Consider the following 20,808-nt stretch of genomic DNA (forward strand, 5'->3'; position numbering starts at 1 on the left):
GCATCACGAGACGCGACGACCGGCTCACGCCGGGAAAACGACCGGGCGCTGAGCACGCCCCGGCGATGACCGTTGGGCCGGGTATCCAACGCGATGCCGCGACTCGGCGCGTGTCGACGCCGACCGATGTGGTGTAGGGTAGCCGCCCACGCTGCTCTCGACCGTCTCCGTTGTCCGACCCAGCCGTATGATTCAAACCGTATGACCCAAACCCTATGACTCAGCGCGCCGACACCTCATCCTCTGGCGATCACGCCCTCGATCTCGACGAACTGGCCTCCCAGGTCAAAATGTGGGGACGAGAGCTTGGCTTTCAGGCGATCGGCATCACCGATACCGACCTCGAGAGCCACGAGCGCTACCTCGAGCGCTGGCTCGAAGCGGGCCATCACGGCGAGATGAGCTACATGGAGAAGCACGGCACCAAGCGCACCCGCCCCGCGGAGCTGGTGCCGGGCACGCTTCGCGTCATCAGTGCGCGCATGGATTATCTGCCGCCGGAGGTCGAGACCACCCGCGTACTGGGACAGCCCGACAAGGCCTACGTTTCACGCTACGCACTGGGTCGCGACTACCACAAGCTGATCCGCAAGCGTCTCGACCAGCTCGCCAAGCGCATCGAGCAGGCGGTGGGCCCCTTCGGCTACCGCGCCTTCGTCGACTCCGCGCCGGTCATGGAGCGGGCGCTGGCGCAGAAGGCCGGCATCGGCTGGTTCGGCAAGAACGCCATGCTGCTCGACCCCAAGGCCGGCTCGCTGTTCTTTCTCGGCGAGCTCTATACCGACCTGCCGCTGCCGGTGGACGAGCCCTTCACCCGGGAGCACTGCGGCTCCTGCTCGAGCTGCCAGACCGCCTGCCCCACCGACGCCATCGTCGACGACAAGGTGATCGACGCCCGGCGCTGCATCTCCTATCTCACCATCGAGCTGCACGGCGCGATTCCGCTCGAATTCCGCCGCGCCATGGGCAACCGGGTCTACGGCTGCGACGACTGCCAGCTCTTCTGTCCGTTCACTCGCTTCACGCGGGCGAGCGACGAGCCGGACTTCGCGCCACGCCACGACCTCGATCGCGCCGAGCTGGTGGATCTGTTCGCCTGGGGCGAGACGGAGTTCCTGAAGCGCACCGAGGGCAGCCCGATCCGGCGCATCGGCTATGAGCGCTGGCTGCGCAACCTGGCCGTCGGCCTCGGCAATGCGCCCTACAGCGAGCGTGTGGTCGCCGCGCTGCGCGCCCGTCTCGCCTACCCGTCGGATCTGGTGCGCGAGCACGTGCGCTGGGCGCTCGAGGAGCAGCGGCTCAAACGCCAGGCGCGCATTGCCACGGGCTGAACGTCTCCACAGAGAGCCATCGCTAGCGCGCGCCGTTAGGCCGTTAGACAGTCACCGTCGGAACGCGGCCCGCGTCAGGGCATCCTGAGAAACGTCTTGCGATAGTGCGAAAGCTCCGCCAGCGATTCCCGAATGTCATCCAGTGCCTGGTGAGTGTTGCGCTTGGAGAAACCTTCCAGTGCCTTGGGATTCCAGCGCTTGGCCAGTTCCTTGAGCGTGGAGACATCCACGTTGCGATAGTGGAAGAAGTCGTTGAGCACCGGCATCTCCCGCTCCAGAAAACGGCGATCCTGATGCACGCTGTTGCCGCAGACCGGCGACGTGCCCGGCACGACGTACTGGGCGAGAAAGTCCAGCGTGCGCCGCTCGGCCTCGGCAGTATCGATCTCGCTGCCCTGGACGCGCTCGATCAGACCGGAGTCGCCGTGGGTCTTGCGGTTCCAGTCGTCCATGCCGTCGAGCAGCGTATCGGGCTGATGCACCGCGAGCACCGGGCCTTCCGCGACGAGATTGAGATCGCCGTCGGTGATCAGCGTGGCGACTTCGATGATGCGCTCGCGGTTGGGGTCGAGGCCGGTCATCTCGAGATCGATCCAGACCAGCAGGTCTTGGCGAGGCGTGGCATCGGTGTTTGGGGTGGCGGACATGCATCGCTCCAGAAGGTGCGGCCGTGAAAGCGCCAGGCGCGGGCGGACACGGCGGTCGGGTATGGCTACAATGCGCGCCATTCTACTCACCCGCCGGGCCCCCGGCCACGACCCGAGGAGTCGCCGTCCCCATGAGCCGACGCAAGCTGACCCGCCAACAGCGCTGGCGCGTGGAAAAGGTTCAGGCCGAGCGCGCCGAGCGTGCCAACCGCCGCGCCGAGCGTGACGAGGCGTCACTCGATGCCGGCGAGCACGGTGCCGAACGCCCGGGCCGGGTCGCGGCGCATTTCGGTCGCAGCCTCGAAGTGGAAGCGCACGATGCCGACGGTGCACTGACCCGCCATCGCTGCCACCTGCGTGCCAATCTGGAAGGCCTCGTCACCGGCGACCGCATCGTCTGGCGGGAAGCCGCCGACGGCACCGGTGTGGTCGTCGCCCGCGGCGAGCGGACCAGCGTCCTGGAGCGTCCCGACGCCCGCGCCCAGATGCGGCCGGTGGCGGCGAACATCGACCAGATCCTGATCGTCGTCGCCAGCGAACCCGCCCCCTATGGCAACCTGATCGACCGCTATCTGGTCGCTGCCGAGAATACCGGTATCGCCCCGGTGCTGGTGCTCAACAAGTCCGACCTGCTGCCCGATCAGGGCGGCGAGGCGCGCGAGCTACTGTCTCGCTACGCCACGCTCGGCTATACGGTCATCGAGGCCTCGGCACGGGTCGACCACGGCCTCGGCGGCCTTCACGCCCAGCTCGACGGGCGCACCTCGGTCTTCGTCGGCCAGAGCGGCGTCGGCAAGTCCTCGCTGATCGATCGCCTGCTGCCGGAAGAGACGTTGCGCATCGGCGCGCTCTCGGAGGAGTCGCGCAAGGGCAAGCACACCACCACCACGGCCCGACTCTATCCGCTGCCGAGAAACGGCGAGCCGGGTGCGGCGCGCCAGGGCGATCTGATCGACTCCCCCGGCATCCGCGAGTTCGGCCTGTGGCACCTCGACGAGCAGCAGATCGCCGATGGCTTCATCGAGTTTCAGCCCCTTCTCGGCGCGTGCCGCTTCCGCGACTGCCGCCACCGTGCCGAACCCGGCTGCGCCCTGCTCGACGCCGTCGAGCGCGGCGCGATCCATCCGCAGCGCTTCGCTAGCTTTCAGCGCATCCGCGACGACGTCGCCGCGGCCCGATGACCGCCAGGAAACCCATCTGCGGCGATCTTTTGGGTAGTGGCGACGCCTCGAGAGCCAATGACGGCTAGCCGGACTCGCCGAGCGAAGATCAATCGAGGCAAAAAGCGGCGAGAAGACGGAGTTTACGTGCTTGTAAATGAGGACTTCGAGCCGCTTTTTAACGAAGAGTGGTCGAGCGCAGGCAGTGCGGATCAGCCCTCGAACAGCATCAGGATCGACAGCGCAAACAGCACCCACATGGCCGGACGCACCTCGTGGGATTTGCCCACGCCCACCTTGACCACCACGTAGGTGAGAAAGCCGAACACCACGCCGTGAGTGATCGAGTAGGTGAGCGGGATCAGGATCATCGCCACGAACGCGGGGATGGCGTCGTCGTACTGCTGCCAGTCGATGGTGCGAATCGGCGAGAGCATGAAGACCCCTACCATGATCAGCGCCGGCGCCGTGGCGATGGTCGGCACCAGTGCCAGCAGCGGCGATAGAAACAGAAACGGCAGGAACAGCAGCCCCGCGATCACCGCCACCAGGCCCGTACGGCCACCCTGGCTGATCCCCGCGGCGGACTCGACGTAGGCGTTGGCCGGGCTGGTGCCCAACGGCGCGGAGATCAGCGCCGAGGCGGCATCCACCATCATCGAGCGGCGAATGTTCTGCGGCTCGCCGTTTTCATCCAGCAGGTTGCCCGCCTGACAGACGCCGATGAAGGTCGACATCGCATCGAAGAAGGTGGTGAACAGGATCACGAAGATGAACGGCCAGTAGCCGATGGAAAGCGCGCCGAGGAAATCGACTTGACCCATGGCGCTGAAATCCGGCCAGGCGAAGATGCCCTGGAAGTTGACCAGCGTCGCCGTTGCGCCGTCCGGCGACCAGGCGCTGCCGTCGCCCCAGAGCCGACCGATGGGAATCGCCATCAGCGTGGTGAGCACGATGCCGATGATCAGCGCGCCCTGAACGCCGCGAGCCACCAGCACCGCGGTGATGCCAAGACCGATCAGGAAGGTGATCAGCGTCGGTGACATCTCGCCGAGCCCCACTACCGTTGCCGGGTTGGAGACCAGTAGCCCGGCGTTGACCAGGCCGATCACGGTGATGAACAGCCCGATGCCGCAGGCGATGGCGTGGCGCAGCGTGGCGGGAATCGCGTCGACCACGTAGCGGCGCACGTTGAACGCGGCGAGTATCGCGAAGAGCACGCCGGACCAGAACACGCACCCGAGCGCCGTCTGCCAGGGGATGCCGGCGCCGAGCACCATGGTGTAGGCGAACAGCGCATTGATGCCCATGCCCGGCGCAACGAGCACCGGGTTACGCGCGTAGAGCCCCATCATCACGCTGCCGAAGAAACTGATGATGACCGTGGCCGTCAGCGCGCCGGCGAAGGGGACGCCCGCGCCGGAGAGAATCGCGGGGTTGACCACGATGATGTACATCGCCGCCAGAAAGGTGGCCACCCCGGCCAGCACTTCGGTCCTGACGGAAGTCCCTCGCGAGCGCAGTGAGAAGTAGTTGTCGATCACGCAGCAGTCTCCTGGCGATGGATTGTCATTGGAAAGGCCTTGTCGTGGGGACAGGATCGAGAGGCGCCCCTCGAGGGCGCGCAGTATACCGGATCGAGAATCCGTCGCCAGCCGCCGGGCCGCTCGCCTACCCCGCCTCGGCGGGACTGTGCCATCATCGAGGGATCGACGCGGATCGCCCGCGCTCGCTTCCACTTGTGCCAACGGGAGGGCCCATGAGCTCCGAGCAGCCCCAGCTACCCTTGATACTCGAGCCTTCGACGCTCGCCGAGCATCTCGGCGCCGACGACATCCTCATCGTCGACGTCCCGCTCAAGGCCGAAAACTATCGCCAAGGTCACGTGCCGGGGGCGGTCTTTCTCGACCATCGCCGCCTGCTCGCCGGCAGCGGCGACGTTCCCAACGACGTGCCCTCGGAGGCCGCGCTCGGCGAGCTGTTCTCCGCGCTCGGTCTGTCGCCGGACACTCACGTCGTCGCCTACGACGACGAGGGCGGCGGCTGGGCCGGCCGGCTGCTGTGGACGCTGGAACTGATCGGCCACCGTCGCTACTCCTATCTCAACGGGGGCATTCACGCCTGGCGAGCCGACGGCCAGCCGGTTTCCACAGAGGAGACCCGCCCGGCGCCCAGCGACTACGAGGCGGCCTATCTCAACCCGCAGGTGCAGATCCGCCACCAGGAACTGCTCGAGCGCTTGGACGAACGTGAGCTCGCCGTCTGGGACGCCCGCTCGCCGGAAGAGTACCGCGGCGAGAAGGGTAACAATCGTAAGCTCGGCCATATCCCGGGGGCGGTGAACTTCGACTGGCTCGACGTCATGGATCGCCAGCGCGACCTGCGCCTGCGCGACTATGCCGAGCTGGTCCACGATCTCGAGATCCGCGGGCTGACCCCGGACAAGGAGATCGTCACTCATTGTCAGAGCCATCACCGCAGCGGGCTGACCTGGCTCGCGGCCAAGGCGCTGGGCTACGACAACGTGCGCGCCTACCCCGGCTCCTGGCAGGAGTGGGGCAATCGCGACGACACGCCGGTCGAACGCTGAAGCGTCGCGCCCGCCGGTTGCGCGGGGGTAGCCGTCGCTCTACCTTGTCCGCCCATTTCGCTCTCCGTCTCATCCATTGCCGAGGTCGCCCCTATCGTGGATCGCCAGGAACTCTTCGCCAACATTCAGCAGCCGCTGCCCCACCACGCGATCTCGCGGCTGATCGGCCAGATCGCCGAAAGCCGCCAGCCCTGGGTGAAGGACACCTTCATTCGCCGCTTCATCGACACCTACGGCGTCGACATGAGCGAGGCGCTGGAGCCGGACCCGGCGGCCTACGCCTGCTTCAACGATTTCTTCACCCGCGCGCTGAAGCCCGAGGCGCGCCCGCTCGGCGACGGGCTGCTCTCTCCCGCCGACGGCACGCTGTCACGCTTCGGGCGCATCGAGGGCGACACGCTGATTCAGGCCAAGGGGCAGTACTACTCCTTGGAGACGCTGCTCGGTGGCGATCACGATCGCGCCGCGCCGTTTCGCAACGGCAGCTTCGCCACGGTCTATCTCTCGCCCAAGGACTATCACCGGGTTCACATGCCGATGACCGGCACGCTCAGAGAGATGATCTACGTGCCGGGGCGGCTCTTTTCGGTGAACCAGGCGACGGCGAATCACGTACCGGGACTCTTCGCCCGCAACGAACGCCTGGTCTGTCTATTCGATACCCAGCACGGGCCGCTGGCGATGGTGCTGGTCGGGGCGATGATCGTCGCTGCTATCGAGACCGTCTGGGCCGGTCAGGTCACGCCGCTCAGCGGCCAGGTCCAGACCACCCGCTTCGATGAGCCGGTGGTGATCGAGAAGGGCCAGGAGATGGGCCGCTTCAAGCTCGGCTCTACCGTGGTGATGTGTCTGGGGCGCGAGACCGGGTTCGCCGACTTCGACCCGACCGGCTCGCCGGTTCGCATGGGTCAGTCCCTTGGCGGCCTGCCAGGCATCGCCTGATCCCACCCTGACCGCTCCTCTTCGACAAGGCATTCAGATGACGCTCGAAATCTCCCGCAACGTAGCGATCCCCGACCACGAGATCGAGCTGCAGGCCGTGCGCGCGCAGGGCGCTGGCGGCCAGAACGTCAACAAGGTCGCCTCGGCGATTCACCTGCGCTTCGACATCCGCGCCTCGAGCCTGCACCCGGGGTTCAAGGAGAAGCTGCTGGCGCTCAAGGATCGCCGTATCACCCGCGACGGCGTGGTAGTGATCAAGTCTCAGGAGCACCGCACCCAGGAGCTCAACCGAGAGGCGGCACTGGTTCGGCTCAAGGAGCTGATCAAGCCGGTGCTCTACGGCGACAAGCCGCGTCGCGAGACGAAGCCCTCCCGCAGCGCCAAGCGCAAACGCACCGACCAGAAGACCCAGCGCGGCCAGAAAAAGCGCCTGCGTGGCAAGGTCGACGGCTGAACGACAACGCGCCGTGGGCCATGATCACCGCGAGGCGCCCGAACGCTATCGGCACGGGCGATCAGCACCTGCCAGCGGACTTCAGCAGCGCGGCGTCGAGAACGCCATCACTTCACTGAGGCTCGCCTTGCCCAGCGCCAGCTGGATCAGCCGGTCGAGCCCCAGCGCCACCCCGCTACCCGCCGGCATCCCCGCTTCGAGCGCGGCGACGAGCCGGTGATCGACATCGACCATCGGCTTGTCCAGCGCCTCGCGCTGGCGGTTGTCGCTCGCGAACCGCGCGGCCTGCTCGTCGGCATCCACCAGCTCGTCGTAGCCGTTGGCGAGCTCCACCCCCTGCAGATAGATCTCGAAGCGCGCCGCCACCTCGGCGCCGTCCTCGGGGTCGATTCGTCGGCGAGCGAGCGCGGCCTGGGCGGCCGGATAGTCGACGATTGCCTCGATGCTTTGGCGCCCGAGCTCGGGCTCGATGACCAGGCTCATCAGCAGATCCAGACACGTCTCGCGTTCGGCGTCTGCCATCGACAGATCACCGTGAGCCGACGACAGTTCGCGCAGCGTCTCGAGCGGCGTGGTGAAAGGGTCGACCTCGAGCCGCTCGCGAAAGAGATCGCGGTAGCGTCGGCGCGTCAGCGGGCCAGGGTCGCGATCGAGCACATGGCGGATCAACGCCGCGCACTCCTCGATCAGCCCCTCCAGCGAGAGCGCCGGGCGATACCACTCCAGCATGGTGAATTCGAGATTGTGGCGACGACCGACCTCGCCATCGCGAAAGCTGCGCGCGAGTTGGAAGATCGGGCCGCTCCCCGCCGCCAGCAGGCGCTTCATGTGAAATTCGGGGGAGGTCTGCAGCCAGAGCCGCTCGCGGCCGGCGGGCGTCGTCGCGGTCAGCGACAGCGAATCGAGGTGCGCATCGGTCGAGCCGCCGTGACCCAGCACCGGCGTCTCGACCTCGAGTACGTCTCGCTCGGCGAAGAAGGCGCGGACCCGCGCCAGCAGCCGTGCCCGCTGGCGCAGCGTCTCCAGGGTGGCGCTCGGGCGCCAGTCGCCGTTCGTCTCGGGTGGCGTCATGAGTGATAGACCTGGCTGCGGCCACCGTCGATGAGGATGTCGGTGGCGTTGATGAAGCGTGCTTCGTCGCTCGAAAGAAAGAGCACGGTGTTGGCGACCTCCTCCGGCTCGCCGAGACGCCGGCACGGTAGCAGCGCCACCTGCTCGCGACGGGCTTCGTCGCTCAGACCGTCGAGCCAGGCCTGGGCCGGCGGCGTGCGAATCAACCCCGGCGAAACCGAATTGACGCGAATCCCGCAGGCGGCGTACTCGATACCCAGCGAGCGAGTCAGGCCGATCAGGCCGTGCTTGGCGACGGGGTAAGGGAAAGCGCCGGGGATGATCTTGTGCCCGTGGACCGAGGCGACGTTGACCACGTTGCCGTACTCGCGCTCGAGCATCCCCGGCAGCACGGCACGCGTGCAGTGCCAGGCGCCTTCGAGATTGATGCCGAGGCAGCGGCGCCAGATCGCATCGTCGGTGGCGAGCGGGTCGGCGAAGACGTTGACCCCGGCGGCGTTGACCAGGATATCGATGCGGTCGAGCGGATCGAGCAGCTCAGCGATACTGCGCGCCACCGAGACCGAATCCGCGACGTCCGCCTTGACGCCGAGCACGGGCGACCCGAACGCCCGCTCGAGTCGGGCGCACTCACGCGCGAGTGCGTCGCCGTCCCGATCCAGCAGCGCCACTCTCGCCCCTTCGGCGAGAAAACACTCGGCGGAGGCAAGCCCGATGCCGCTGGCCCCGCCGGTGATCAGCGCGCGGCGTCCATTCAGTCTGCCCATGCCCAGCTCCTTGCCGCATCATCCCGCCGCGGCCACGTTCTTCAAGCCCTGACGACAAAGGCCACGCAATTGCGTGGCCCGGGATTGTGCCTCGGCGGCAACGGCTGTCTCGCGGCGTCAGGCGCGGGAGACGTACTCGCCGTTGCGCGTGTCGATCTTCAGGATTTCACCCTGATTGATGAACAGCGGCACGCGCACCACGGCACCGGAGGAGAGCGTGGCGGGCTTGGAACCGCCCTGAGCGGTATCGCCCTTGAGGCCAGGATCGGTCTCGGTCACTTCCAGCTCGAGGAAGTTCGGCGGCGTCACGGCAATGGCGTTGTCGTTCCACAGCGTCACGGTGTAGACCGCCTGCTCCTTCAGCCACTTTTCGACGTCGGCAATCGCTTTCTTGTCGACCGCGTACTGCTCGAAAGAGCCGTCGGTCTTCATGAAGTGCCACATGTCGCCGTCGGTGTAGACGTACTCCATGTCGAGATCCATCACGTCGGCGCCCTCGAGCGACTCACCGGACTTGAAGGTCCGTTCCCAGACGCGACCGGTGATGAGGTTGCGCAGCTTGACGCGATTGAACGCCTGCCCCTTGCCCGGCTTGACGTATTCGTTCTCGAGAATGTTGCAGGGGTCGCCGTCCAGCATCACCTTCAGGCCGCCCTTGAATTCGTTGGTAGAATGGTTCGCCATGTTTCCTCACTAATGAACGCTCGCGATCCTGTCGCGACGAAAACTTTCGCAAAAGGCGTCACGCCGACGGCGTGCGCTCAGACTCCGAGTGGTCCGCATGATAACCCGAACCCCGATCGCCGTGCATGACGCAGACGTGCATGACGCAGACGTGCATGACGCAGACGTGCATGACGCAGACGTGCATGACGCAGACGAGCATCGCGCCGGCGCGGCCTCTTGGCAGCGCCAGCTGAGCACAGCGATCACCGATCCGCTGGAACTCTGCCGCCGGCTCGGCCTGGACCCCACCTGGCTACCGGGTGCCGAGGCAGGCCATGCGCTGTTCGCCGTGCGTGTCCCCGAGGCGTATCTCGCCCGCATCCGACCGGGCGACGCAAGCGATCCGCTGCTGCGTCAGGTGCTGCCGGTAGCCGCGGAGAGCGAATCGACGCCCGGGTTCGTCGACGATCCGCTGGCCGAGCGCGACCACACCCCGAAGCCGGGACTGATTCACAAGTACGCCGGTCGCGTGCTGCTGATTGCAAGCCCCGCCTGCGCAATCAACTGTCGCTACTGCTTTCGCCGCCATTTTCCCTACGACGACAACGCCCCGTCGATGCGGGAATGGGAGGCGACGCTCGACTATCTACGCGGCGACGACTCCATTCGGGAAGTGATCCTCTCCGGCGGCGACCCCCTCGCCTCCTCCGATCGACGCCTCGCCGCGCTGGTCCAGCGGCTCGACGCGATTCCCCATCTCAAGCGGCTGCGCATCCACACCCGGCTGCCGGTGGTGATTCCGGCCCGGGTCGACGACGCCCTGCTCGGATGGCTCGGCGAGACCCGGCTGCAGCGAGTGATGGTGCTGCACATCAATCACGCCGGCGAGATCGACGACGCCGTGCTCGCCGCCTGCGCACGACTGCGGGACACCGGGATCACCCTGCTCAACCAGAGTGTGCTGCTGCGCGGGGTCAACGACGATGTCGCGACCCTCGAGGCGCTCTCCGAGCGGCTCTTCGAGGCCGGCGTGCTGCCCTACTACCTGCACGTGCTCGACCCGGTGCGTGGGGCGTCGCACTTCGACGTGGGCGATGCCGAGGCACGGGAACTCGTCGAGGCGCTCAGGACGCGGGCGCCGGGGTTTCTCGTGCCCCGGCTAGTGCGTGAGATACCCGGCGAACCCAACAAGACCCCGCTCTGACCGCGCGACTCACCGAGTCGGGCATAACGCGAGTCAGGCGAGCGGCAGATAGACGTGCACACTCAGGCCCGACGGCGCCTCGAGAGAGGTTGGCCCCAGCCGGATTTCGCCGTCCAGTCCCTCGACCAGCGCCTTGACGATGGAGAGCCCGAGCCCAGAGCCGCTAGTGCCCTGCCCGGCGAGACGCACGAACCGGTCGAAGACGCGCTGATGATCGGCGTCGGCGATGCCCGGGCCGGTGTCGGCGATCTCGATATGCAGGTGCTGCGCCTCCCGGACCATCGAAAGCTTCACTTCGCCGCCGACGGGGGTGTAGCGCACGGCGTTGTCGAGCAGATTGCGCAGCAGCACGTAGAGCCCGTTCTCGTGGCTCTCGATGCGCAGCGCCGCCGGCAAGGACTGGTGGAAGTGCAGTTCCCGCTGCAGCACGAGCGGCTGCATTTCCCGCGTCAGCTCCTGGCCGAGGCGGTTGAGGTCGATGGTCTGACGCGGGACCGCCTGGCCGTTCTCGAGTCGAGAGAGCGTCAGCAGCTGTTCGACGACGCGAGTCATGCGATCGACGCCGTTGATGATCGCCCTGGCAGCGCGACCGGAGCTCTCCGTTGTGGTTTCACTCATCAGGTTCTGAGCGTGCACCTTGATGGCGGCCAACGGCGTTCGGAGTTCGTGGGCCGCATCCGCCGTGAAGCGCCGCTCCTTGTCGAGCGTCTCCGCCAGCCGCGCGAAGAGCCCGTTGAGCGCCGACACCATGCCGCGGATCTCCTCGGGCGCCCGACTGGCATCGATCGGTTCCAGAAAGCTCGGCTGACGCTCGGTGATCTCGCGACTGATGCGCAGCTGTGACGAGAAACCGCGGGCCACGATGAACGGGATCAGAATGGCGATCAGCAGCACGCCGACGACGGGCGGAATGAGATCGCGAATGGCGATCTGCCAGGTGAGCTCGTCACGCACGTCGTCGCGCTGCGCCGCGCTCGCCCAGATGCCGCGCTCCTCGTCGTGCAGCGTGAAGGCCCGCCAGTCGTGCTCGCCGTCATCGATATGGGTGTAACCCGGGGCATACGTCGGGGTTTCGAGCACGCCCGGAGGCTGCATGCCCAAAAGCGGCTCGCCGTCGGCACGCCAGATCTGGAACGCCAGTTTCTTTTCGTACGGGTGACCGAGCCGCGTGGGCGCATCGGTGGGGTTGTCGGGAATGACGGTCGGCGCGAGCTGCAAAGCGCGCGGCGATTGCGACGGATCTTGTCCGAGTTCGCCGCTGTACTCGAAATAGAGCGCGACCACGGTGCGCGTCGTCTGGGCGAGCTCCGCATCGAACAGCTCGTTGATCTGATCTCGGGTGTCGTGATAGCTCCAGAGTGCCGCGATCGCGGTGATCGACGTCACGGAAATCAGCAGCACCCGGCGCAGATAGCGGCGAATCGAGATCAATCGGCCGTCCCCAGCCGATAGCCCACGTTACGCACCGTGGCGACGACGCCACTGCCGAACTTGCGACGTAGATGATGCACATGCACTTCGATGACGTTGCTCTCGACCTCGGCGCTCCAGCCGTACAGCACTTCGACCAGCTGGTCGCGACTGAAGACCTGCCCCGGATGCGTCATGAGATGGGCGAGCAGATCGTGCTCGCGACGACCCAGCGCAACCACCGCCTGATCGAAGCGAATCTCGTGGGCGGCGGGATCGAGCGTGAGTCGCCCGCAGGTCACCACGGGGGACGTTCGTCCCGTGCTGCGACGGACCAGTGCCCGCAGCCGTGCCAGCAGCTCACCGTTGTCGAACGGCTTGACCATGTAGTCGTCGGCACCGTTGTCGAGCCCGCGGATACGATGATCGATATCGTCTCGCGCCGTCAGGATGAGCACCGGTACGTGGCACTGCACCTCGCGCAGCTGTCTGAGCACCTCGAGCCCATCGATGTCCGGTAGACCGAGATCGAGTATCAGGGCATCGAAAGTGGACTTTTCCAGCGCCTCGACCACGCCTCTGCCCTCGCTCAGCCACTCGGGTGTCATCTGCTCGCGGCGCAGCACGTCCACGACCCCCTCGCCCAGCAGAGGATCGTCCTCGACCAGCATCACCCTCATGATCGTTCCTCCCGTAGGTTTTGCGACGTCGTCCGTGGCGACGCTTGCCGTCGTCGGCGAGCGGCGAGTCGCCAGCGACCCGCGACGTATGACTGCCGACACTGCCATAAGTGCCCGACGCTCCAGCCGGCCACGAATTCAGGCCGCGAGTCGGGCGGCCACGCAACGACTGGCCCCGCCAGGTTCGGCACTACAGTTCGATACTATAAAGATCGGCACTGCAAAGGTCGGCAATGAAAAGCGCGTCACCGCCGCCCGCCACGTCATCGTCACAGTCGACATGAACAATGGAGGGCACCGGCGACACGTTCGCCGAGACCTTTCAGACGGCGCGTTCGGCCGTCAGCGCACGACGCTGGGGCAGTAAGTCGCGGTTAAGAAAAGCCTGTCATAGTGCACTTCGGAAGCGCCATGAAAAGCCCTTATCGTATGGAAATCAAAGGATTTCATCATGCTGGCACTACCTTCGCTCTCGGTCCTGATCACCGTGACGGACGCGACGCATCGAGTCCAGAGCCTCGTCAGAGAAGCCTCCTGCGCGCTACGCCACGCGCGGGCGCTCGAATTCATCGTGGTGGACGACGCCACCGCGTCACCGACCGCTGCCGCTCTCGCCCGGCTGGCCGAGTCGGACCCGCGCGTGCGCGTTCTGCGTCAGCGTACCGCGATCGGCAAGGATGCCGCCCTCTGGCGAGCGTGTGAGAGCGCGCGTAGCGAGTGGGTGGTGACGCTGGACGCCACCGGGCGCGACGATCCATACGATCTACCGGAGATGTTCTGTCATGCGCTCCATCAGGGCCTGACGCTGATCCACGGCCGAGCCCTCGCGCCGAGCGGGTATCGCAAGCGCTTGGCCGCCTGGGCCAGCGCGTGCGGCATCCACCGCGGCGACACTCATCACGGCATGCGCCTGGTCCGCCAGGCAGCGCTGGTGTCGCTGCCGGTCATGCCCGGGCTCGAGCGCTATCTACCGCTCCTGGTGGCTCGCCAAGGCGGCCTCATCGAACGCCACCCGGCCCACGTTCGCCCCGGCACCCGCCCGCCGGCGAGGGCTTTCTATCGCTGGCCGCTGGAGATGCTCGGCACCGCGCGGGATAGACTCGGCGTGGCGTGGTTCTCGCGCCGCCTTCGCCCGCTTTGCGCATCGCGGCCGAGAACGTCGCCCGCCTCGCGCCCGCGCGCCTATGCGCGTTGATGCCGCCAAGCTCATCGATTCGTTCGGACACCTCGCGACCTTCGAGTGCACAGCAACGGTGGAATCGCCGAGCCGCGGGAGCTCAACGGTAGCGACGCCCCTGCCACTCGAGCCACCCACCCGGCGTGCGAAGTCCCGGGTCCCGATGGGTCCAGTGGATGACCCCACCCTTCTCATTCCAGACATACTCGCCCCGAAACGTCAGCCGCTCTCCCGCTTCGATCCCCTCTACCCGGGGGGCGATGTCGATGTTGTGCGCAATCAGTAGCGTCTGCCCCGTGTCGAGACGCACGATCATTCGCTGATGGCGGCTGCCGTCGAGATCGTCCGGGAGTCGATCGATGACCTCGCCACTCGCCTCGACCCAGAAGTCACCGCGCCGAGTGTCGAAGGCGCGACGCAGCGTCTCCTCCGGCGTATCCGCCTGGAGCACGCCGTCCGATACCGCGGATGTCGTCGAGAGGATCGTCGCCGTCACCGCGCCCGCCAGACAGAGCAGAACGACGAGAAATGCCAACGGGCGTCTAGAAACCGACTTGCGAGGCGTGACGGGCATGGCGCGCTCCCCATGAGAATGTCAGCGACGTTACCGCGATAGCCACGCGGCGAGCGTTCCTCATACTCTCAGCGATCGTCAATGGACACACGTCGAATGGGGTCGGCGAGCGTAAGCGGGAGATCGTGACAAGGAAGGAGGAAGCGAGGTGTCAGACAGGATGCCGAGCAAGATCCGTTCGGACGGCGGGCAAAAAAGAAGCCGAACCCAAAGAGGGGTTCGGCCTACGCTGTGTGCCCGTCCTGGGCTACTTACTGAGAGTCCTTTCCCCAACGAGAGTTCCACGAACGTCGAAAAAACATCCGACAATTCGTCGAATCTTGCCGAAGTCCATGGAAATCAGTCTTTTACTCGTCCAGCGCCCTGACACCGTGTTTCCAGAGCCCGACCAGCACGCGGGGCGTTTCGTCCTCGTCGAGTTCGCACTGCCAGCAGGTCCCCTGTTCTGGCAGCTCCAGCGACAGCCGGAATCGGCGACGGTCCGCGCCGTTAGACGCCTCCGCGGCACGCCGCTCGATCTCGTCGAGCAGCCGTTGAAGACGGACGCGCTGACTATCGCTGAGCTCGGCGTAGGCGATCCGCCGGGGCTGTTCGAGCCCCGGCATGGCGGCGAAACCGCCCTCACGCACCAGCGCCAGCACCGCCTGCGCCTCCAGACGCGGCCACGCCCGGTCGCTCATGTCAACACGCCGACGCCGACCCAGGCTTGGCGCACCGCATCGGCCTCTCGGCCGTTCTCGCCGTAACGCTCGGCGGCACAGGCGAGCGTCAGTTCGGCGAAGGCGGCGAAGTCCGCGTCACGGGTCAGCCGGGCGTCGGTCAGCGCGGCGTACCAGATGGGTCCGGCGATCTCCCAGGCGAATTCGCCCAACGCCATGGCGGCGAGATAGAACGCCCGGTTGGGAATCCCGGAGTTGATATGCACCCCGCCGTTGTCCGATGAGGTACGCACGAACCGATCCATGTGCCCCGGCTGCGGATCCCGGCCCAGCACGGGATCGTCATAGGCGGTGCCCGGGTTCGCCATCGAGCGCAGCGCCCGACCGTTGACGCGATCGGTGAGCAGGCTCGCACCAATCAGCCAGTCGGCCTCCTCGACGCTCTGCTCGAGGTGATACTGCTTGACCAGAATGCCAAAGACGTCGGCGAGAGACTCGTTCAGCGCGCCGGACTGATCGGCGTAGATGAGCCCGGCTTCACGCTCGATGACCCCGTGGGTCAGTTCGTGGGCGACCACGTCGAGCGAGGCGGTGAAACGATGAAAGAGTTCGCCGTCGCCGTCGCCGAACACCATCTGGGCGCCGTTCCAGAAGGCGTTGTCGTAGTCGTCGCCATAGTGAACCGTGCCGAGCAGGGCCATGCCCTCGTCGTCGATCGAGTGACGCTCGAAGCGCTCCCAGAAGAAGCGGTAGGTCGCGCCGAGCCAGTGATACGCTTCGTCGACCGCCGCGTCACCGCCGTCGGATTCCCCCTCACGGCGCACGAGATCGCCGGGCAGCGTCTGCTGGTTACCGGCATCGTAGATATAGCGGGCGGGCTCGCCCCGGCGCCCGCTGTCCGCCGGGCGGGCCGCCGGCATCACGGCGGTTCGCGCACGAAACGCCGCGTCGACTCGCAGCGTCGCCTCGGCGCAGCGCCTTAGCCGGTCACTGCCATGGGTCGCCACCCGCTCCAGTACATGGGGCGGCATGAAACCCGGCGTGGGACGAGATCGGGATGACATCATGAAGACCTCCTGGATCGCTGCGTACGCCCCCAGTGTGGTCCAATCCCGCCACCGTCACCGCCCCGTCACTGTTGTGTTTTGTTGCTGGACCGGGACGCGGTCGGTGACATCTTGAACGTGTCGGTCGCCCCCCGTCGCCCATGCCGCGACGTCGGAGCGGCGGCAGGCCGAGGATCGAGGAACGCCCACACCGCCTGCATCGCCGGCCACATCACGCTGCCGTGATCGACGTTGGCAAAGGTCCGATGTTCGATCTGCCAACCGGGGCGATGCTCGCCGAGCCAATCGGCGAAGCAGGCGACGTTGTCGCACATCCTCGGCGTCTCTTCGCCCTCGGCGCCGGTAGCGAAAGCGGGCCGCCGCTGCTGTTCGAGCTCCCCCACGCCGAGCAACACACGTGCGCCGCCGTCGGCGGGCGTCTCGTTGCGAGACGCTTGCTGCAGCGCCACGTCGTAGAGATAGCCATCGCCCCACCAGAGCGACGGGCTGATGGCGATGACATCGCTGAAACGACCGGGATCGACCAGGGCGGCGTAGAGCGCCAGCAGGCCGCCATAGGAGTGGCCCAGTAGCGCACGACGCGTGCCGTCGACCGCGTAGCGGCTTTCGATCTCGGGGATCAGCGTTTGCGCCAGAAAGGCGAGAAAGGCGTCAGCGCCGCCCACGCGTCGCCCGCGAGCGTCCCTCACCGGTCCATCGGGCAGTGCGGGGGTATAGTCTTCACTGCGCGCCGGGCCGTCGAAGCGGCGCGTATCGGGATAGCCCACGCCGACGATCAGCCACGGCGCAGTGCCGTCGAACGGCCCGCGCAGGGTCAGCGCCTCGCGCCCGGCCACGGCCAGCGGAAAGCGGGCGTTGCCGTCGAGCACGACGAGCACCGGGTAGCCTGCCTCCGGCATCGGCGCCTCCGGCACCGACACCTGAATCAGGTAGTCGCGCCCGGTACTCTCTGCGTGCATCGTCCACTGGGCGGCATCGGGTAGCGTCACGGGCTCGGTCTCCCATCTCGAATCCTCGGCCTGCACGCCACACAGGGAAACGGCTGCCCAGAGCAGGCAGCCGAGTCCCAGCGTTCGCGATGCACGACGCGGGTCAAAAGTCATAGCGCAGCGAGGCGACCGCGTTCGCCGGCGCACCGACCATGTTGAACGTGTTCACGCCACCGACGCGGTTGTAGTAGTCGCGGTCGAACACGTTGTTGACGTTGAGTTGGGCGCTCAAGTGAGAGGTGAAGTCATAGCCGACCATGGCATCGACCACCGCATAACCCGGCGCCTCGACGCCGTTGGAAGAGTCGAAGTCGCTCAGCGCGGTCACGCCGCCGCCCAGGTGAAAGCCCTCCAGTGCGCCGGCGAAGGCGTACTGGGTCCAGAGATTGAGGGTATTCTTGGGCATCAGCAGAAAGACGCCGTCGTCGCGCGTCGTGGCCGCTTCCTGAACCTCGGTGTCGAGATAGGTGTAGCCGGCGATGACGTCCCACTGGTCGGTGAGACTGCCGGTCACTTCCAGCTCCACGCCCTGGATACGCATCTTGCCCACCGCGACCTGATAGCTCGCGCCGGTGTCGTCCGGCGTCGCCGCACGGTTCTCGTCGTAGAGCCGAAAGCCGCTGAGGCGGGCATTGAGATCGCCGCCGAAATAGCTACCTTTCACGCCGACTTCGTACTGGTCGCCCTCTCGCGGCTCGAGCAGGTCGCCGTTTTCGTCGTAGCTGGTCTGCGGCTTGAACACCTGCGAGTAGCTGGCGTAGAGCGAGTGATAGGTGTCCAGATCGAGCACCAGACCGGCGTAGGGCGTGAACTCGTCATCGCTCCGGGATTGATGATCGCCTGCGACGCTGTCTTCGAGGCCGACGTCGAAGTGGCTGAAACGCCCGCCGGCGATCAGCGCCAGCGGCGCGATCGGCCGAAACGTCAGCTTCGAGTAGAGCCCGGTCTCCTCGAGTCGCGTGTCGGTCGCGGTATAGCCGCGGCCGGTCGTCCGGGCGCTGTCCAGGATATCGACGTAGGCCAGGCCGTTGAGTTCGCCCAGGGTCACGCGCCCCCCGGTCAGATCTCGCGAGCGCCCCGCTTCGACATCGGTGTCGTAGCGCTTGTAATCCGTTCCCACCACGAACTCGCTGACGTTACCCACCGCCTCGAAGGGCTGACTGTAGCTTGCGTCCACCGACACCGACTCCTGGTCGACGCGGCTCGCCGTCCCTGCGACTGCCAGTGTCTCGTCGGCATCCAGCGCACTGCCGCCGAAGGCGTAGTTGTAGCTGGCATTTCGATTCGAGTAGCGCGCTGCGAGCCGGCCGTAGCCACCGCCGTCGAAGCGATGGGTCAACTCGGCGATCCAGTCGTTGGCCTGACTGTCGAAATCGTTCCAGTCGGCGCCATAGAAGGCGGTGCGCCGCTTGTAGAGCAGGTCACCGTTGGCGTCGACCGGCTGACCGTTGTTGACGACGATCTCCTTGGTGTTGCGCAGAAAGCCCAGGCCCAGGGTCGTGGCGTCGTCCAGGTCGATGTCCAGCGCCGCGTAGAAGTCGTTCTGCTCGTTGTCGTTGCGATCGACCCGCTCCGCGTGATCCGTGTCGTCGATGATCAGGCGACCGCGCACTCGCCCGCGTGAGTCGATCGGACCGGATAGATCGGTGAGAACACGGTGCTGCCCGCGGGTGCCCACACTTGCCTGGGTGTGGCCCTGGAAGTCATAGGTCGGACGCTTTCTGACCAGATTGACGATGCCGCCCATCTCGCTGGTGCTGTTGAACAGCCCCGACGGGCCGCGCATGACCTCGACCCGATCGAACGCCACCAGCGACGGTACGGAACCGTTGATGCTGGTCATCGGGGCCGGCAGACCGTCGATATTGGCCTCGTCGTATTCATAGCCCCGGGCATAGATCGACGAGCGGCCGTTGTCGTTGCTCAGCACGCGCATGCCCGGCGTGCGCCGACCCAGCTCATCGAGCGTGAGCAGGTTCTGATCCTCAATCGCGTCCCGAGTGACCACGCTGATCGACTGTGGGATGTCGCGCAGCGCCGCCGGCGTCTTGGTGCCCACCGTGGCGGCATCGACCGAATAGCCTTCGGTGGCCTCGGACGGCAGCATCTCGTAGAGCCGGTTGCCGGTGACGGTGATCGTCTCGAGCGTGGCGTCGTCGGCATCGACCGACTGCTGCGCCTGAGCGGCCGTCCAGGGCACTGTCAGGCCGAGGCCCAGCGCCAGCGGCGCGAGAGATCCGAGACGGGCCAGCGGCGCACGGTAGCGAAAGCGAGAGGGCGTGAAGAGCATGGCGTTTCCCTTGGGGCGTGCTTCGCAGGCACGCTTCTTAATGAGAATGAGTTGCACTAGTGATTGACGACCCGCATTATTCCAGATCCGCACGGGGTCGACCTGTGCAAAACACGCCAATCGCTTTGCCGGACGTTCAACGTGATCACAACGCCACTCGCCGAACCGGCGACGCCCTCTTCCGCCAATGGCGCCGCCCTGCTGGGCTCTGCCGCTCTCGCCCGCCACGCCGCCGGCGTTGGCCGCGACTATCGCGTGGAAGCGCCGCGCCAGGGCGCACTGGTAGAAGGACGCTTTCGGGTCGATGGCATCGAACCGGGCATGACGCTTCGCCAGGCGGCGATCCACAATCGAGTCACCATGCGCAACCGCGCCGAGGTGACACCGGGGCTCAAGCTGATTCTATTCATGGCGGGGACGACGGAGGTGCGCTTCGACGGCCGGCCGCTGCCGCTCTGCCCCGGCGGGCCGACGGCGCTGCTGGTCAATCTGTGTCGGCCGGCGGCGTTCGAGCGCTGCGCCGAAGCGGGTACGTGGGAGTCCAGTCTGACGCTTACGCTCTCGCCACAGTGGCTGGCACAGTCGACGGACACGGCCGGTCTGCAGGACGCGCTGCCGCACCTGGGCCTACGCCACTGGCAGCCCGATGCCGGCCTCGGCCAGGCGGCGCGCAACCTGCTGGAGACGTCCCCTGCCGACGAGGAGATGGCGAGCCTGGCGCGACTTCGACGCGATGCGGTGGCGATGACGCTGGCGAATCAGGGACTGGCGACGCTGCTCGCGGCGAACGACACGGCGCCGTCGCGCCAGCAGCAGCGTTTCTGCACGCTGATCGACAGCGGTGAAGCCGATGCCGCCTGTCTCGACGACATCGCCGCCCATCTCGGCATGAGCGCCAGTACGCTGCAGCGCTTGAGCCAGCACTGCTATGGGATGTCGCTACAGCGTCATTTGCGCTACCGACGACTGGCGCGGGCGCGTCAGGCCCTCAGCGCCAGCGGGGTGAGCGTCGACGCCGCCGCGGAACTTGCCGGCTACGCCGATGCGACCAATTTTGCCACGGCGTTTCGCCGCACCTTTGGGCTGACGCCGAGACAGGCCCGTCGCGGAACGTGCTGAGTCAGCTTCGG

Annotated in this window: 21 protein-coding genes; 8 read left to right on the forward strand and 13 right to left on the reverse strand. The window is 66.5% G+C overall.

Annotated features, from left to right (window positions below; all coding sequences use genetic code 11):
* The first annotated feature begins 215 nt into the window (after positions 1–215).
* The gene (gene queG, locus DOM33_RS04575) at positions 216–1,331 is read left to right on the forward strand and encodes a tRNA epoxyqueuosine(34) reductase QueG (RefSeq protein ID WP_110666216.1); all 1,116 of its coding nucleotides are present in this window, start codon (positions 216–218) and stop codon (positions 1,329–1,331) included.
* 74 nt (positions 1,332–1,405) lie between these two features.
* On the opposite strand, the gene orn is transcribed toward queG, so the two are convergent.
* A complete protein-coding gene (orn, locus tag DOM33_RS04580; protein WP_110666218.1) occupies positions 1,406–1,978 on the reverse strand; it encodes an oligoribonuclease in 573 nt (190 codons plus the stop codon).
* 131 nt (positions 1,979–2,109) lie between these two features.
* Here orn and rsgA point away from each other — a divergent pair, with 131 nt between their 5' ends.
* On the forward strand, positions 2,110–3,159 hold the full coding sequence (rsgA, locus tag DOM33_RS04585) for a small ribosomal subunit biogenesis GTPase RsgA (RefSeq protein WP_110666221.1): 1,050 nt from the start codon (positions 2,110–2,112) through the stop codon (positions 3,157–3,159).
* A 191-nt stretch (positions 3,160–3,350) separates the two neighbouring features.
* Here rsgA and DOM33_RS04590 read toward each other — a convergent pair whose 3' ends face one another.
* The gene (locus tag DOM33_RS04590) at positions 3,351–4,682 is read right to left on the reverse strand and encodes an NCS2 family permease (protein WP_110666223.1); all 1,332 of its coding nucleotides are present in this window, start codon (positions 4,680–4,682) and stop codon (positions 3,351–3,353) included.
* Positions 4,683–4,897: 215 nt separating this feature from the next.
* Here DOM33_RS04590 and DOM33_RS04595 point away from each other — a divergent pair, with 215 nt between their 5' ends.
* The 3 genes from DOM33_RS04595 to arfB all read left to right on the forward strand — a co-directional run bounded on the left by DOM33_RS04595 (position 4,898) and on the right by arfB (position 7,124).
* Positions 4,898–5,728 (forward strand): sulfurtransferase, encoded by an 831-nt coding sequence (locus DOM33_RS04595; protein ID WP_110666225.1) that lies wholly within the window; start codon positions 4,898–4,900, stop codon positions 5,726–5,728.
* A gap of 96 nt (positions 5,729–5,824) precedes the next feature.
* Entirely contained in the window at positions 5,825–6,670 is an 846-nt protein-coding gene (gene asd, locus DOM33_RS04600; RefSeq protein WP_420820180.1) for an archaetidylserine decarboxylase, read from the forward strand.
* 37 nt (positions 6,671–6,707) lie between these two features.
* Positions 6,708–7,124, forward strand: a complete 417-nt coding sequence (gene arfB, locus DOM33_RS04605; RefSeq protein ID WP_110666229.1) for an alternative ribosome rescue aminoacyl-tRNA hydrolase ArfB — start codon at positions 6,708–6,710, stop codon at positions 7,122–7,124.
* An 81-nt stretch (positions 7,125–7,205) separates the two neighbouring features.
* Here arfB and epmA read toward each other — a convergent pair whose 3' ends face one another.
* The 4 genes from epmA to DOM33_RS16450 form a co-directional block, all read right to left on the reverse strand.
* Complete coding sequence (gene epmA / locus DOM33_RS04610) at positions 7,206–8,195, reverse strand: EF-P lysine aminoacylase EpmA (protein WP_110666231.1); 990 nt, start codon at positions 8,193–8,195, stop codon at positions 7,206–7,208.
* Complete coding sequence (locus tag DOM33_RS04615; RefSeq protein WP_110666233.1) at positions 8,192–8,962, reverse strand: SDR family oxidoreductase; 771 nt, start codon at positions 8,960–8,962, stop codon at positions 8,192–8,194. Before DOM33_RS04615 ends, epmA begins: the two co-directional genes overlap by 4 nt.
* A 117-nt stretch (positions 8,963–9,079) precedes the next feature.
* A complete protein-coding gene (gene efp, locus DOM33_RS04620; protein ID WP_110666235.1) occupies positions 9,080–9,646 on the reverse strand; it encodes an elongation factor P in 567 nt (188 codons plus the stop codon).
* Between the two features lie 77 nt (positions 9,647–9,723).
* On the reverse strand, positions 9,724–9,888 hold the full coding sequence (locus DOM33_RS16450) for a pentapeptide repeat-containing protein (RefSeq protein WP_162617931.1): 165 nt from the start codon (positions 9,886–9,888) through the stop codon (positions 9,724–9,726).
* Here DOM33_RS16450 and epmB point away from each other — a divergent pair.
* Positions 9,828–10,832: an EF-P beta-lysylation protein EpmB gene (gene epmB / locus DOM33_RS04625; protein ID WP_162617842.1), complete on the forward strand. Its 1,005-nt coding sequence runs from the start codon at positions 9,828–9,830 to the stop codon at positions 10,830–10,832. The two genes, DOM33_RS16450 and epmB, sit on opposite strands and share 61 nt — an antisense overlap.
* A 33-nt stretch (positions 10,833–10,865) precedes the next feature.
* Here epmB and DOM33_RS04630 read toward each other — a convergent pair whose 3' ends face one another.
* Together DOM33_RS04630 and DOM33_RS04635 are read right to left on the reverse strand one after the other, a co-directional pair.
* The gene (locus tag DOM33_RS04630) at positions 10,866–12,263 is read right to left on the reverse strand and encodes an ATP-binding protein (RefSeq protein WP_110666239.1); all 1,398 of its coding nucleotides are present in this window, start codon (positions 12,261–12,263) and stop codon (positions 10,866–10,868) included.
* Positions 12,260–12,922: a response regulator transcription factor gene (locus tag DOM33_RS04635; RefSeq protein ID WP_110666241.1), complete on the reverse strand. Its 663-nt coding sequence runs from the start codon at positions 12,920–12,922 to the stop codon at positions 12,260–12,262. Before DOM33_RS04635 ends, DOM33_RS04630 begins: the two co-directional genes overlap by 4 nt.
* A gap of 451 nt (positions 12,923–13,373) precedes the next feature.
* On the opposite strand from DOM33_RS04635, the gene DOM33_RS04640 reads away from it, so the two are divergent.
* On the forward strand, positions 13,374–14,117 hold the full coding sequence (locus DOM33_RS04640; RefSeq protein ID WP_110666243.1) for a glycosyltransferase: 744 nt from the start codon (positions 13,374–13,376) through the stop codon (positions 14,115–14,117).
* 82 nt (positions 14,118–14,199) lie between these two features.
* On the opposite strand, the gene DOM33_RS04645 is transcribed toward DOM33_RS04640, so the two are convergent.
* From DOM33_RS04645 to DOM33_RS04665, 5 genes are all read right to left on the reverse strand, one after another.
* Positions 14,200–14,673: a DUF3465 domain-containing protein gene (locus DOM33_RS04645; RefSeq protein ID WP_110666246.1), complete on the reverse strand. Its 474-nt coding sequence runs from the start codon at positions 14,671–14,673 to the stop codon at positions 14,200–14,202.
* Positions 14,674–15,020: 347 nt separating this feature from the next.
* Positions 15,021–15,353: a protealysin inhibitor emfourin gene (locus DOM33_RS04650; RefSeq protein WP_110666248.1), complete on the reverse strand. Its 333-nt coding sequence runs from the start codon at positions 15,351–15,353 to the stop codon at positions 15,021–15,023.
* Complete coding sequence (locus tag DOM33_RS04655; protein WP_110666250.1) at positions 15,350–16,399, reverse strand: M4 family metallopeptidase; 1,050 nt, start codon at positions 16,397–16,399, stop codon at positions 15,350–15,352. The genes DOM33_RS04650 and DOM33_RS04655 overlap by 4 nt, the downstream gene beginning before the upstream one ends.
* 65 nt (positions 16,400–16,464) lie before the next feature.
* Positions 16,465–17,388 carry an alpha/beta hydrolase gene (locus DOM33_RS04660; protein ID WP_162617888.1) on the reverse strand — a complete coding sequence of 308 codons (924 nt, stop codon included), beginning with the start codon at positions 17,386–17,388 and terminating at the stop codon, positions 16,465–16,467.
* Between the two features lie 103 nt (positions 17,389–17,491).
* On the reverse strand, positions 17,492–19,678 hold the full coding sequence (locus DOM33_RS04665; RefSeq protein ID WP_110666254.1) for a TonB-dependent siderophore receptor: 2,187 nt from the start codon (positions 19,676–19,678) through the stop codon (positions 17,492–17,494).
* 141 nt (positions 19,679–19,819) lie between these two features.
* On the opposite strand from DOM33_RS04665, the gene DOM33_RS04670 reads away from it, so the two are divergent.
* Positions 19,820–20,797, forward strand: a complete 978-nt coding sequence (locus tag DOM33_RS04670) for an AraC family transcriptional regulator (protein ID WP_110666256.1) — start codon at positions 19,820–19,822, stop codon at positions 20,795–20,797.
* The last annotated feature ends 11 nt before the right edge of the window (positions 20,798–20,808 follow it).

The sequence above is a fragment of the Salinicola halophilus genome (assembly GCF_003206155.1).
GTDB lineage: Bacteria > Pseudomonadota > Gammaproteobacteria > Pseudomonadales > Halomonadaceae > Salinicola > Salinicola halophilus.